General features: G+C 64.2%; 13 protein-coding genes. 12 read left to right on the top strand and 1 reads right to left on the bottom strand.

From position 1 onward, the window contains the following. Positions 1-176 precede the first annotated feature (176 nt). The 7 genes from H4I97_RS23830 (at position 177) to H4I97_RS23860 (ending at position 7,436) form a co-directional block, all read left to right on the top strand. The gene (locus H4I97_RS23830) at positions 177-1,511 is read left to right on the top strand and encodes an ABC transporter substrate-binding protein (RefSeq protein ID WP_182308159.1); all 1,335 of its coding nucleotides are present in this window, start codon (positions 177-179) and stop codon (positions 1,509-1,511) included. Positions 1,512-1,609: 98 nt separating this feature from the next. Further along, positions 1,610-2,557: a carbohydrate ABC transporter permease gene (locus H4I97_RS23835; protein ID WP_182308160.1), complete on the top strand. Its 948-nt coding sequence runs from the start codon at positions 1,610-1,612 to the stop codon at positions 2,555-2,557. Beyond that, positions 2,554-3,495: a carbohydrate ABC transporter permease gene (locus H4I97_RS23840; RefSeq protein WP_182308161.1), complete on the top strand. Its 942-nt coding sequence runs from the start codon at positions 2,554-2,556 to the stop codon at positions 3,493-3,495. The genes H4I97_RS23835 and H4I97_RS23840 overlap by 4 nt, the downstream gene beginning before the upstream one ends. After that, positions 3,492-3,680, top strand: a complete 189-nt coding sequence (locus H4I97_RS23845; protein ID WP_182308162.1) for a hypothetical protein — start codon at positions 3,492-3,494, stop codon at positions 3,678-3,680. Before H4I97_RS23840 ends, H4I97_RS23845 begins: the two co-directional genes overlap by 4 nt. 3 nt (positions 3,681-3,683) lie before the next feature. Continuing rightward, positions 3,684-4,781 (top strand): ABC transporter ATP-binding protein, encoded by a 1,098-nt coding sequence (locus H4I97_RS23850; protein WP_182308163.1) that lies wholly within the window; start codon positions 3,684-3,686, stop codon positions 4,779-4,781. Continuing rightward, on the top strand, positions 4,774-5,769 hold the full coding sequence (locus H4I97_RS23855; protein WP_182308164.1) for an ABC transporter ATP-binding protein: 996 nt from the start codon (positions 4,774-4,776) through the stop codon (positions 5,767-5,769). Before H4I97_RS23850 ends, H4I97_RS23855 begins: the two co-directional genes overlap by 8 nt. Before the next feature lie 11 nt (positions 5,770-5,780). Next, the gene (locus H4I97_RS23860) at positions 5,781-7,436 is read left to right on the top strand and encodes a dihydroxyacetone kinase subunit DhaK (RefSeq protein ID WP_182308165.1); all 1,656 of its coding nucleotides are present in this window, start codon (positions 5,781-5,783) and stop codon (positions 7,434-7,436) included. Between the two features lie 75 nt (positions 7,437-7,511). Here the strand turns inward: H4I97_RS23860 and H4I97_RS23865 are convergent, their stop codons facing one another. After that, on the bottom strand, positions 7,512-8,414 hold the full coding sequence (locus H4I97_RS23865) for a GNAT family N-acetyltransferase (protein WP_182308166.1): 903 nt from the start codon (positions 8,412-8,414) through the stop codon (positions 7,512-7,514). A 265-nt stretch (positions 8,415-8,679) separates the two neighbouring features. Between H4I97_RS23865 and argE the strand changes: the two genes are divergently transcribed. The 5 genes from argE to H4I97_RS23890 all read left to right on the top strand — a co-directional run bounded on the left by argE (position 8,680) and on the right by H4I97_RS23890 (position 13,818). Continuing rightward, the gene (gene argE / locus H4I97_RS23870; RefSeq protein WP_182308167.1) at positions 8,680-9,804 is read left to right on the top strand and encodes an acetylornithine deacetylase; all 1,125 of its coding nucleotides are present in this window, start codon (positions 8,680-8,682) and stop codon (positions 9,802-9,804) included. 13 nt (positions 9,805-9,817) lie between these two features. Beyond that, positions 9,818-10,741, top strand: coding sequence for a 2-hydroxyacid dehydrogenase (locus tag H4I97_RS23875; protein ID WP_182308168.1), 924 nt, complete (start codon positions 9,818-9,820; stop codon positions 10,739-10,741). Between the two features lie 24 nt (positions 10,742-10,765). Then, on the top strand, positions 10,766-11,128 hold the full coding sequence (locus tag H4I97_RS23880; RefSeq protein ID WP_182308169.1) for a cupin domain-containing protein: 363 nt from the start codon (positions 10,766-10,768) through the stop codon (positions 11,126-11,128). Positions 11,129-11,290: 162 nt separating this feature from the next. After that, positions 11,291-12,754 (top strand): aldehyde dehydrogenase family protein, encoded by a 1,464-nt coding sequence (locus tag H4I97_RS23885; RefSeq protein ID WP_182308170.1) that lies wholly within the window; start codon positions 11,291-11,293, stop codon positions 12,752-12,754. A 20-nt stretch (positions 12,755-12,774) separates the two neighbouring features. Further along, entirely contained in the window at positions 12,775-13,818 is a 1,044-nt protein-coding gene (locus H4I97_RS23890) for a tartrate dehydrogenase (RefSeq protein WP_182308171.1), read from the top strand. The last annotated feature ends 14 nt before the right edge of the window (positions 13,819-13,832 follow it).

A 13,832-nucleotide genomic window follows, 5' to 3' on the forward strand; every position in this document is an offset into this window, starting at 1 on the left:
TATAGACTCGTCCAGGGTCGAGAACCCGGACGCGAGCTGCGTCCGGCAAGCACTCGACATGCGGCCGGCGGAGGAGAATTGCCGGCCCGGAGGACTGAACATTGCATTGGTTGCCCTGGAGGGGGCGTCGAACGCATCCCGATGGAGATCGGGATCGGTCAAGGGAGGAGAACGTCATGAAATCCGCATTCCTGAAATCCACGGTCGCCGTGGGCGCTCTGATCTGGTCGAGCCTGTCGGGCGCGACCGCAGTCAAGGCCGAAGAACTCACGCTTTGCTGGGCCGCGTGGGACCCGGCCAACGCACTGGTCGAACTCAGCAAGGATTTCGAAGCCAAGTCCGGCCACAAGATGAAGTTCGAGTTCGTGCCGTGGCCGAACTTCGCCGACCGCATGCTCAACGAACTGAATTCCGGCGGTAAGCTGTGCGACCTGATGATCGGCGACAGCCAGTGGATCGGCGGCGCCGCAGAGAACGGACAGTATGTGAAGCTCAACGATTTCTTCGACAAGGAAGGAATCAAGATGGAGAACTTCATCCCCGCGACCGTCGTCGGCTATGCCGAATGGCCGAAGAACTCGCCGAACTACTGGGCGCTTCCCGCCTTCGGCGACGTGGTCGGCTGGACCTACCGCAAGGACTGGTTCTCCCGCCCCGAACTGCAGGACGAATTCAAGAAGAAGTACGGCCGTGATCTCGCCGTGCCGAAGACCTTCGCGGAACTCAAGGACATCGCCGAGTTCTTCCAGGGGCGCAACATCGACGGCAAAACCGTCTACGGCGCAGCGATCTATACCGAGCGCGGCTCTGAAGGCATCACCATGGGGGCGATGGATGCCCTCTATTCCTTCGGCTTCGAATACCAGAACCCGGACAAGGCCTATGACATGGACGGCTTCGTCAATTCGCCCCAGGCAATCGCGGGTCTCGAATACTACAAGACGCTCTACGACTGCTGCACGCCGCCGGGATCGTCCGACGCTTACATGTCGGAGAACATCGATGCCTACAAATCGGGCCAAGTCGCGCTGCAGATGAACTTCGCCTTCATCTGGCCGGGGATCAACGCCGACCCGAATGTCGGCGGCGACAAGTCCGGCTATTTCCCCAACCCTGCAGGTCCTGACGGTAAGCAGTTCGCCCAGCTCGGCGGCCAGGGCATCTCGGTGGTTGCCGCATCCACGAAGCAGGATGCCGCGCTCCAATACATCAAATGGTTTGCGCAGCCCGAGATCCAGCAGAAGTGGTGGTCGCTCGGCGGCTACTCCGCACTCCGTTCGGTCGTGGAAGATCCGGGTTTCGCCACCAGCCAGCCCTATGCCCAGACCTTCCTCGACTCCATGGCCATCGTGAAGGATTTCTGGGCGGAACCGTCCTATGCCTCGCTCCTGCAGGCAACGCAGAGGCGCTTCCACAACTACGTGGTCGCAGGACAGGGTACGGCCAAGGAAGCCCTCGACGGGCTGGTCAAGGACTGGACGGAAGTCTTCGAGGACGAAGGCAAGATCTGACCCCTGCCCCGGGCCTCACGACTCGAGGTCATTCGTTCAAGCGGTGCCGGCATCATTCCGGCACCGCCCGCTCATTCCATTCTTATTGGGGGTAGCCCATGTCCGAGAGCGCAATCGACCGCCTCGCGCGCGCAACACCGTCCGGTGTCTCCAGGAGAATTTCAGGCCTGTCCGACAGGGCTATCGCCTGGATCTTCGTGACGCCGACGATCCTCCTGCTACTTGCGGTCAACATCTTTCCGCTGATCTGGACCGTCAGGCTGAGCTTCACCAATTTCCGGGTCAACCGGCCAGGCGAGGCGCCGGAATTCGTCGGATTGCGCAATTACACCCGCATCCTGACCGATGGCGACATCTGGCTTACCATGCAGGCGACTGCGCATTTTCTCTTCTGGACAATCTCCCTTCAGGTGCTGATCGGCTTTACACTTGCCTACCTGATCAACAAGAAGTTTCGTGGAAACGACCTCTGGACGACGATCATCGTGCTGCCGATGATGCTGAGCCCGGCCGTCGTCGGCAACTTCTGGACCTTCCTCTACCAGCCGCAGATCGGCCTCTTCAATTACGTGGTCGGCTTCTTCACCGGCGCCGACCCCTCAAGCTTCTCGATGATCGGCGACGTCTCGCTCGCACCCTGGGCCATCGTCATCGTCGACACGTGGATGTGGACGCCCTTCGTCATGCTGATCTGCCTCGCCGGACTGCGGTCGATCCCCGATAGCATCTACGAGGCTGCCGAATGCGACCGGGCGAGCAAATGGCGACAGTTCTGGACCATCACCATTCCTTTGGTATTGCCCTTCCTGATGCTCGCGGTCCTGTTCCGGGGCATCGAGAACTTCAAAATGTTCGATCTCGTCGTGCAGCTGACCGGCGGCGGTCCGGGCTCGGTGACGGAACTCACCTCGATCAACCTCAAGCGTGAAGCCTTCGAGAAATGGCGCACCGGCTATGCCTCAGCCTATGCGGTGATCCTCTTCGTCACGGTCTTCGGCCTCGCCTCGATCTATGTGAAGGCGCTGAACAAGGTGAAAGAACGATGAGCAATTACTCCGTCACCGAGCCTTCGGCTCGCCAGAAATGGTTCGCCGGCATCCTCGTCATCTTCTATGCCGTCGTGACGATCATGCCGCTCGTCTGGATCATCGCCACCGGCTTCAAGAGCCCCTCCGACGCGATTGCCTATCCGCCGAAGGTGCTGTTCGAGCCGACGCTCGAAGGCTACGTGAACCTCTTCACGACCAGGACCCGCGTCTCAGATGCGGACCTCCAGGCCCTCGGCGAACCGAAGACCTGGTATGAAAGGCTCGTGCGGAAGGACGGACTGGTGATCGCCGGCCCCTCCCGCTTCGGCGAGCGCTTCTACAACTCGGTCGTGATCGGCTTTGGGTCGACACTGCTCTGCATCGTCCTCGGAACGGTGGCGGCCTATGCCTTCTCCCGCTTCAAGGTGCCTTTGAAGGACGACCTCCTCTTTTTCATTCTGTCGACCCGGATGATGCCGCCCATCGCTGTCGCGATCCCGATCTTCCTGATGTTCCGGTCGCTCGGCCTGAGCGACACCCATGCAGGCCTGATCCTTCTCTACACGGCGGTGAACCTGTCGCTCTCGGTCTGGCTGCTCAAGGGCTTCATCGACGAGATCCCGATCGAATACGAGGAGGCGGCGCTGATCGACGGCTACACGCGCTTCCAGGCCTTCTACAAGGTCGTGCTGCCGCAGGCCGTGACGGGCATCGCCTCGACCGCGATCTTCTGCCTGATTTTCGCCTGGAACGAGTATGCCTTCGCGGTCCTCCTGACCTCGGGCACGGCGCAGACAGCACCGCCCTTCATCCCGACGATCATCGGCGTCAGCGGTCAGGACTGGCCGGCCGTCGCCGCCGGGGCCACTCTGTTTCTTCTTCCGGTCGTCGTCTTCACGATCGTCCTGCGCAAGCATCTCCTGCGCGGCATCACCTTCGGAGCTGTACGCAAATGAGCCAATTCCTCAACAGGCTGCGCCGGCTGCGGCGCAACGAATGGGAGCTCGTCGCCTCGACGCTGATCGCCCTCGGCGTCTTCATGATGATGCAGCCCTTCGCGCTGTCGCTCTACACCTATTCCTTCGTCGTGACATTGGTGGGCACGGTGATGTTCGTCATCGTCAGCCACTTCCCGGAGTAAGACATGGCGCAGATCAGAATACAGAACCTGCGCAAGGAGTTCGGCGCCTTCACCGCCGTCCAGTCTTCGAGCTTCACCATCGAGGACGGTGAGTTCTTCATGCTGCTCGGACCCTCCGGCTGCGGAAAGACGACGACGCTCAGGATGATGGCGGGTCTCGAGCTGCCGAGCAGCGGCGAAATCCATATCGACGGCGAGGAGGTCGGCATGAAGCCGGCGAGCCAGCGCGACATCGCCTTCGTCTTCCAGATGTTCGCCCTCTATCCGCACATGAACGTGCGCCGGAACATATCCTATCCGCTGTTGAGCCAGGGCGTTCCCAAGGCGGACGTCAGGACGCGGGTCGATGAGGTGGCGAGAATCCTGAGGATCGAAGACATTCTCGACAAGCCCGTGGGTGGATTGTCCGGCGGCGACCGCCAGCGCGTGGCGCTCGGGCGTGCGATCGTGCGCCGGCCGAAGGCTTTCTTCATGGACGAGCCGCTCGGCGCACTCGACGCGGAATTCCGCGAACACATGGCGGAAGAATTGCGAGCGCTTCACGACCGGATCGGCGCGACCACGGTGTACGTGACTCACGACCAGCTCGAAGCCATGCAGATGGGCGACAAGATCGTCGTCATGAACCATGGCGTGGTCGAGCAGTTCGGCCAGCCGCAGCAGATCTACGACTGGCCGGCGACCCGCTTCGTCGCCGATTTCATCGGTTCACCGCCGATGAATTTCCTGGAGTTCGAGGGCATGATCGGCATCGGCGGCGACCACGTCGTTCTCGACGGGCATTGCTTTACGGTTCCGGTGTCGCGGCAGGGCGCCGAGGGAAGGCTGACGCTCGGCGTCCGGCCCGAGCATGTCCGCTTTTCCGACGCATCCACCTATCGCGGCAAGGTCCTCGCAACCGAGTATCTTGGCACGACCCAGATTATCACGCTCTCGACGCCGAACGGCAAGATCAAGGCGCGGATCTCCTCCGCTGAAACCGTCAGGGAGGGCGAGACGGTCGGGCTGGACTTCGACAGCCGCACGCTGACGGTCTTCGCGGGCGAACGCGGGCATGCCCTGATCTCCGAAGGAAACGAAGGAGTACTGCACCATGGCTGATGTCGTTCTCCAGTCGATTACGAAGAGCTTCTCCGGCCACAGGGCGCTCGACGACGTGTCGATGACCATACCCGACGGCTCCTTCGTCGTGCTGCTCGGCCCGACGGGCGCGGGCAAGACGACGACGCTCAGGATGATTTCGGGACTCGATCATCCCGACCGCGGCGACGTATTCATCGGCGGCCGGTCGATGAAGGGCCTCACGCCCGCAGAGCGCAACGTCGCGATGGTCTTCCAGCAATATTCGCTCTATCCGCACCTGACTGTGCGCGAGAACCTCGCCTTCCCGCTGAAGTCACCGCTTCTGAAAACGCCACCCGCCGAAATCGAGCGCAAGGTGCGCGCCGTCGCGGAGACGCTCCGCATCGCCCACAAGCTCGACAACAAGGCGACGGCACTGTCGGGCGGGGAGATGCAGCGGGTGTCGATCGGCCGCGCGCTCGTCCGCACGCCCGAGATATACCTGATGGACGAGCCGCTGAGTTCGCTCGACGCGAAACTGAGGGCCGATCTGCGCGTGGAACTGAAGAGCATCCAGGCCAATTCCGGGGCGACCCTCCTCTATGTCACACACGACCAGGTCGAGGCGATGACCATGGCGACCCATATCGGTGTCCTGCACCACGGGCGGCTGGTGCAGTTCGGCTCGCCGCGGGACGTCTACGAACGCCCGGTGAGCCTCTATGCCGCCCAGCGGCTCGGGCAGCCGCGCATCAACGTCCTGCCGGCGAACCTCTTCCCGGCGGCACCTCCGCGTGCGGCCAGCATTGGCCTTCGGCCGGAGCACATCCGCCAGGGCACCGGCGAGGACAGTCTGGTCACGCGCGTCGAAAGGCTCGGCGACCAGACGCGCCTGCACCTGTCTTTCCGCGGACACACCATCGTCACCGTCACCGAACCCCACACGACACGGCGTGACGGAGAGATCGTCAAGATCGAACCCGTTGATCCACTCTACTTCGATGCCGACGGCATGCGACTCGCTTAAGGAAGGTTCCCATGGCTCAGTTCATCAACAAGAAAGAAGACGTCGTCATCGAGGCCGTGGAGGGCCTGCTGGCAACGGGCGGCGTGCCGCTCGCGCGCCTCGACGGTTACCCGCATATCCGCGTGATCGTGCGGGCGGATTGGGACAAGTCCAGGGTTGCGCTCGTCTCCGGCGGTGGTTCCGGACACGAGCCGGCGCATGCGGGCTTCGTCGGTGCTGGCATGCTGACTGCGGCGGTCTGCGGCGACGTCTTCGCTTCGCCGAGCGTCGATGCGGTGCTCGCGGGTATTCTGGCGGTCACCGGTCCGGCCGGATGCCTCCTGATCGTGAAGAATTACACCGGCGACCGGCTGAATTTCGGGCTGGCGGCGGAGCGGGCACGGGCTTTCGGGCTCAATGTCGGCATGGTGATCGTCGACGACGACATCGCGCTTCCGGACCTGCCGCAGGCCCGTGGCGTCGCCGGGACGCTGTTCGTGCACAAGATCGCCGGAGCGGTCGCCGAAAGCGGCGCCGATCTCGAAACGGTGACGGCTGCGGCGCGCAGGGTGATTGCGGCGACGAAGAGCATCGGCATGTCGCTCGACACCTGCACCGTTCCGGGATCGCCGAAGGAAAACCGCATCCCGGCGGGCATGGCCGAGCTCGGCCTCGGCATCCATGGCGAGGCCGGGGTGGAGCAGGTCGACTTCTCGGGCGCCCGCTCGGCGATGACTGCCGTCGTCGCCAAGCTGCGGTCGGCGATCGGGGACAAGCCGCACGTCGCACTGATCAACAATCTCGGCGGGACGTCGGTGCTCGAAATGTCGATCCTCGCCCATGAGCTGATCCAGTCCGATATCGGCGGGCTGATCAGCCACGTCGTCGGTCCGGCGGCCATGATGACCTCGCTCGACATGCGCGGCTTCTCCATCTCGCTTTACCCGGCCGAGACCGAGGACATCGCCGCACTTGCACGGCCGGTCGGCCCCGCTGCCTGGCCGGGGCTCTCTCCCGTCCGGCCCGTTTCGGTCGTCGCCTTGCCGGATGGGCTCAGCCCGATCATGCCGCTGCCGTCCGACCACAGGCCGACGCGCGAATTCCTGACCGACTGCTGCAACGTGCTGATCACCGCCGAGGAGCGCCTCAATGCGCTCGACGCCAAGTCGGGTGACGGCGACACCGGGTCGACGCTCGCCGGCGCCGCCCGTGCGCTCGTCAAGGCGATGGACAGGCTGCCGCTTTCCGACCATACGCAACTCTTCCGGGCGATTGGCCTCGAACTCAGCCAGACTATGGGCGGCTCTTCCGGCGTCCTGCTCGCTATCTTCTTTGCCGCGGCCGGCGACGGCGCATCGAGTGGTCTGCCGATCCGAGACGCCTTGCGGGCCGGGCTTGCGCGCATGCAGGAGATCGGCGGGGCGAGGGTGGGTGACCGTACGATGGTCGACGCCCTCGCGCCTGCTCTCGATGCGCTCGAAGGTGGACTGAAGGCGGCGGCAGAGGCAGCGCGCGCCGGCGCCGACCGGACCGCGACGCTTGCCAAGGCCCATGCCGGCCGTGCCGCCTATCTCAGCTCGAGACAGCTCCTGGGGCACGTCGATCCGGGCGCCGAGGCTGTGGCGCTGCTCTTCGAGTTCCTGGCTCGGTCCGCCAACGGTGAGACAGCAAGCGCAGGGGCGCGCTAGAAAGCCGCCGACTTGGGGAGTATCCGACCCGTCCGCAACGATCACGTCAGGAACGGCCGGCAGACGGCGAGTTCGTTACCCCATCGATTGGGAGGCGAGCGTGAAGACCATGGCCTCTCCGTCCTCACTCGGGCCATAGTCGGCATGCTCGCCGAGTGTCATCGTCGTGACGGTGTCGAAAACCGGCAGCCCGCATTGCTGGACGAAATTGGCGAATGTCCCCGTCTTGAAGTGCGTATCGAGCCGGAGAAAGGTGCCTGCGTGAGCGGTCACATGCGGATGCAAGACGGCAATCGCCTCTTCTTCGTTTAAGGCAGTAACCGGCCCGATGACGTGTCCGCGGCCGAAGCGGCGGCACATGGAGAAAGCCCTGAGGTTCTGTCCCCGGAAAAGCCCATAGGAGACGGATTCTTCGAAGAGGCGCGCGAGATGAAGCGGTCGGGCGGCGGCGAAGGCCGGTGCATCGAGCGCCGTCATCTGGTCGAGATCGGCCGGGGAGAGCTCCCGAAGCGTCAGCCCGGCGGGGATGTGCGGAGCATTCGGCATCGGACGCGCATCGCCCTGACACTGATAGACGGTGGCCCTCGGCGAGAAACCCAGTGAGAGATAGAGCCGATAGGCGGCGCGCGTTGCGTTGAGCCGCAGTCGGCGCTTTCCGAATTCCCCGGAGATCAGCTTCCGCATCAGCCATTGTGCCGCACCGTTGGTCTGCAGCCGCGGCGACGTGATGACCATGCCGATGGTGGCGAAGTCGTCACCGTGGGGAAACCACATCGCCGAGCCGAGCACCCGGTCGATCTCGTCCAGCGCGGCAAATCCCCGTCCGATGTCAAGCAGGAAACGCCAGTCCTCGGCACGATGCGGCCATCCGACTGCAATCGAGAGGGCGTGCAGTTGCGAGAGATCGACGTCCGCGATGTCGGCAAGACGCATGCGGAACGTGTCCACAACCAGGCTATCCGAGACTCTGGCCTCCATCATCCCTCCCTTTTTTACAAACCCTTCAGATATCGATCCGGCGTGCTCGCGAGCCGCGATGTGCCCGAAGCTAAACTGCGTCCCGCAAAACAATCCGCTTCTCATCCGCTTCTGCGCGCAAGATTCGACTGAAAGGCGTGCACCTTCGGCATCCGCTCCCCGCCTCCGGGACTAATCTTGCCTGACGCCTTCCTCCAGAAGTTCCAATCTTCCTCCCCGAGGGGCGACCGGCCCGGTCGCAACCAAAGCAGATGTGGCGGCACGAATGCAAGCAATAGACATCCTGGAAAAGCTTGTTTCCTTCCCTTCCGTCGTCGGCACTCCGAACGACGCGATCGTCGACTGGGTCCGCACCTATCTCGAGGCGCATGGTGCGGTTGTCCACGTTCTGCCCGGACCCGAGGGAGACCGGGCCAACCTCTTCGCAACACTCGGGCCGCGCGGCACCGCCGGCTACGTCCTCTCCGGACACATGGACGTCGTTCCGGCCACCGAACCGGGCTGGACCGGCGACCCGTTCCGCTTGCGCAAGGAGGCGAACCGCCTCTACGGGCGCGGCGCCACCGACATGAAGGGCTTCCTTGCCGCGGCACTCGCAACCGTTCCGAAACTCGCCAAGCTGACACTGGCGCGGCCGATCCACCTCGCCTTTTCCTATGACGAGGAGGCAGGCTGCCGCGGCGTCCCGCACATGCTGGCACGCCTTCCCGACCTTTGCGCACCGCCTCTCGGCGCGGTGATCGGGGAACCGAGCGGGTTGCAGGCGATCCTCGCCCACAAGGGCAAGGCGGCGGCGAAGGTGGCGATCAGGGGGCACGCCGGCCACTCCTCGCGTCCCGACCTCGGGCTGAACGCGATCCACGGAATGGCGACGGTGCTGACCAAGGCGGTCGCCACGGCAACCGCACTCACCGCAGGGCCATTCGATGCAACCTTCGAGCCCACCTATTCCTCGTTGCAGGTCGGCCTGTTGAACGGCGGGCGGGCGGTCAACGTCATTCCCGACCTCTGCATAGCGGAGCTGGAGGCGCGCGCTATCGCGGGCGTCGATCCGCGGCTTCTCCTCGCGCCTGTGCGGGAAGCCGCCGAGGCGCTCACGGCAGAGGGCTTCGGGGTGACATGGGAGGAACTCAGCAGCTATCCGGCTCTGTCGCTTCCGCGCACGTCGCCTCTTGCCGGCCTGCTCTGCGACCTTACCGGCCATGTGCCGCTTGCGGCAGTGAGTTACGGGACGGAAGCCGGGCTCTTTCAGAGGGCAGGGATCGACGCGATCATCTGCGGCCCCGGCGAGATCGACCGCGCCCACAAGCCGGACGAATATATCTGCACCGAGGAACTCTCCGCCTGCGAGACACTGATCGAGCGGCTCGGCCGGCAGTGCCTGGCCTGAGTGGAAGAACGCCATGACCTTCCTGTTCCACTCCGACGCAGTGCGCGGCGCCGTGTTTCGGGAGCTCTTTGCTCGCGAACTGCCCGACCTGCCCTTTTCCATGGATCCGGCGACGGTCGATCCGGACGCCGTCCGATACCTGATCACCTGGACGGTTCCTCGCGATCTCGCGCGCTATCGCAACCTCGAAGTGCTCTTCTCCATCGGCGCTGGCGTCGACCAGTTCCGGCTTGCCGATGTGCCGGCTTCCGTGAAGGTCGTCCGCATGGTCGAGGACGGCATCATCCGGATGATGCAGGAATATGCGGTGCTGGCGGTACTGGCGCTTCATCGTGCCCTCCCCGCCTTTCTCCGCCAGCAGCGCGACGAGGTCTGGCGAGCCCTGCCGCAGCCACAGGCGTGCGAACGTCATGTCGGCGTGCTCGGCCTCGGCATGCTCGGCCAGGCGGTGATCGAACGACTGAAGCTCTTCGGCTTTCCGCTTTCCGGCTGGAGCCGGTCGCAACGTACGATCGATGGCGTAACCTGCTTTGCAGGCGAGGCCGGTCTCGACGCCATGCTCGCTCAATCCGACATCCTCGTCTGCCTGCTGCCGCTGACCGACGAGACGCGAGGATTTCTCGATGCCGACCTCTTCGACAGGCTACCGCGCGGCGCCGGGCTCGTCCATGTCGGACGCGGCCCGCAGCTGAACCATGACGCCCTGATCGCGGCTCTGGATGGCGGGCAACTGTCGGGCGCGATGATCGACGTCACCGAACCGGAACCGCTGCCTCCCGGACATGCCTTCTGGAGCCATCCGAAGATCGTGCTGACCCCGCATGTCGCAAGCGTCACCCAACCGCAAACCGCAGCCCGTGCCGTGGTCGACAACATCAGGCGCCTGCGCGAAGGCCTCGATCCCGTCGGGCTCATCGACCCCAGCCGCGGCTACTGACCTTCGAACCCTGAAAGGAAAACCATGTCGCTCCTCAAGACCATAGACCCGAACCCCTCCTTTGCGCCGCGCGAAAGCCTGCCGCAACCGGACCGCCTGATTTCCGGAAGTCCGGCCTTCAAGACCTGGGCGCAGGACGTCGCCCACGGAGACCTGGTGCATACCGGCGTATGGGAAGCGACCCCGGGCGAAACCCGCTCGATCAAGGGCGAAACCTTCGAATTCTGCCACATCCTCGCCGGCGTCGTTGAAATCACGCCCGAGGGCGGTGCGCCGGTGATCTACAAGGCGGGCGACAGCTTCGTCATGAAACCGGGCTTTACCGGTGTCTGGAAGACGATCGAAACGGTCCGCAAGATCTACTTGACGGTTACCCCGAAGGGCTGACCGACGAAGCCCGGCCCTCGGCCGAGAGCAAGGTCCGCTTGCCGTAGAATACGCTGCAGCGAGCCGGCAAAACGGCTTTTTCCGCCATTGCCGGCTCGCTGCTCGGATCAAGCTGCTCCGCCGGGTCGCCTACCATCCCTTCCAGTGATGAAAGGTGTACCCATGACGCTGAGTTTCGATCCAGACAGCCTGCCCTTTCCGGTCGGTCACTTCATCGGCGGCAGGCTGATCGCCGCAGACGGCATCATCGACATGCATCGTCCGTCCGACGGGCATGCATATGCCGGCTGTCCCGTTGCCGACGGCGACGTTGTTGACCAGGCCGTGCAAACGGCCAGGAAGGCGCTGAAGGACAGCAATTGGGGCGGCCTTCGCCCGCGTGAACGCACGCGCGTGCTGCAGCGCTGGGCCGATCTCATCGAGGAAGACGCAGGGACACTCGCGAGGCTCGAGGCCGTCTCCTCCACCCGGCCCGTCAGCCATCTGGTCGACGGCGACATTGCCGTGTCGGCCGAGCAGATCCGCTTCTTCGCGGAATTCGCCGACAAGGAGGGCAGCGATCTCGTTCCGACCGACGATGCGAGCCTCGGCATGATCATGAGCGAACCCTACGGCGTGGTCGGCGCGATCACGCCCTGGAACTTCCCGCTCTCGATGGCGGCATGGAAGCTCGGTCCTGCACTTGCCGCAGGCAATGCGGTGGTGATCAAGCCGTCGGAAATGACGCCCTTCACCACCGTCCGCATCGCTGAGCTTGCCGTTCGCGCCGGCATCCCCGCTGGGCTCATCAACGTCGTGCTCGGTGACGGCCCGGTCACCGGCAATGCGATTACCGGCCATCCGGATATCGCCAAGGTGAGCTTCACCGGCTCGACCCGCGCCGGCGCCGCGATCATGGAGAACATCGCCCGCACTGGCGTCAAGCCGATGACGCTGGAACTTGGTGGCAAGAGCCCGCAACTCGTCTTTGCCGATGCCGACCTCGACAAGGCCGCGGCGGCGATCGCCGGCAGCATCCTTTCGAATGCCGGGCAGGCCTGCGTGGCCGGATCGCGGCTGATCGTCGAGGAAGCTGTCGCCGAACCCCTCGTGGCGGCGATCGTCCGCCGCATGAAGGCGGCGAGCGCCGGCCCGACCTGGGACGCGGCGAGCCAGTATTCGCCGATCATCTCCGAGCGGCAGCGCGAGCGCATCCATTCGATCGTTTCGGCGGCCGTCCGTGCCGGTGGCGAATGCCTGACGGGTGGGGCCCCGATGGATGCACCCGGATATTTCTATCAGCCGACGCTGATTGCAGGTGTCGATCAGGCCTCGCCCGCGCTCATCGAGGAGATCTTCGGGCCGGTGCTGACGCTGCAAACCTTCCGCGACGAGGAGGAGGCCCTCGCGCTCGCCGACCACCCGAACTACGGACTGGCGAGCGGCCTCTTCACCCGTGACCTTTCACGCGCCGTCCGCCTCACGAGGCGGTTGCAGGCCGGCACGGTCTGGATCAACCGCTACAGCCGCTCGCGCGACCATATCCTGCCGACGGGTGGCTACAAGCGCTCCGGCATCGGCAAGGATCTCGGCCGCGAAGCCTATCACGCGAATCGCAGGACGAAGAGCGTCCTCATCAGTCTCTAGGAAACCGCCTGAGGAAACCCATGAAGGTCTACAAAATTGCACAGATCCCCGGTGACGGCATCGGACGCGACGTCACCGCCGCAGCCTGGGCGGTTCTCACGAAAGCGGCGAGCGCTGGCGGGTTCAGGTTCGAAGGCCGCGAATTCCCGTGGTCCTGCAAATTCTACAAGGAAACCGGTGCGATGATGCCGGACGACGGCATCGAGACGCTGCGCGGCTTCGATGCCATCCTGCTCGGCGCCGTCGGCTGGCCGGCGGAGGTGCCGGACTCGGTGTCGCTTCACGGTCTTCTCCTGCCGATCCGCAAAGCCTTCGTCCAGTACGCCAACATTCGCCCGCACCGCCTCCTGCCCGGTGTGCAGAGTCCCCTGAAGGCAGAGGGTTTCGACATCCTCTGCATCCGCGAAAACACGGAAGGTGAATATTCGGGCGCCGGCGGGCGCGTTCACCAGGGCACCGCCGACGAGGTCGCGATCGAAACCTCGATCTTCACGCGCACTGGCGTCGAACGCATCCTGCGTTTCGCCTTCGAACGGGCCCGCACACGCCGCGGAAAACTCGCATCCGTGACCAAGTCGAACGCGCAGAAGCACACCATGGTCTTCTGGGACGAGGTGACCCAGCGGCTCGCGGCCGAATATCCGGATATCGAGGTCACCAGCTACCACATCGACGCGATGGCGGCCCGCATGGTCATGGCGCCCGAAAGCCTCGACGTCGTCGTCGCATCCAACCTCTTCGGCGATATCCTGACCGATCTCGGTGCAGCCATCCAGGGCGGTCTCGGCTTTGCCGCCTCGGCCAACATCAATCCCGACCGCACGGCACCTTCGATGTTCGAGCCGGTGCACGGCTCTGCCCCGGATATTGCCCATCTCGGGATCGCCAATCCGATCGCCGCCATCTGGTCGGGCGCCATGATGCTCGATCACCTCGGCGAAACGGAAGCGGCCGCGGCCGTGATGGCGGCAATCGAAAGGACGACCGCCGCCGGCATCGGCACGGTGCCCGGCAAGGACAAGACCGACACGATCACCGAGGCCGTTCTCGCGGCCTTGGCCTGACAACGTATTTTCAG

Source organism: Ciceribacter thiooxidans, assembly GCF_014126615.1.
In the GTDB taxonomy this organism is placed as follows: Bacteria; Pseudomonadota; Alphaproteobacteria; order Rhizobiales; family Rhizobiaceae; genus Allorhizobium; species Allorhizobium thiooxidans.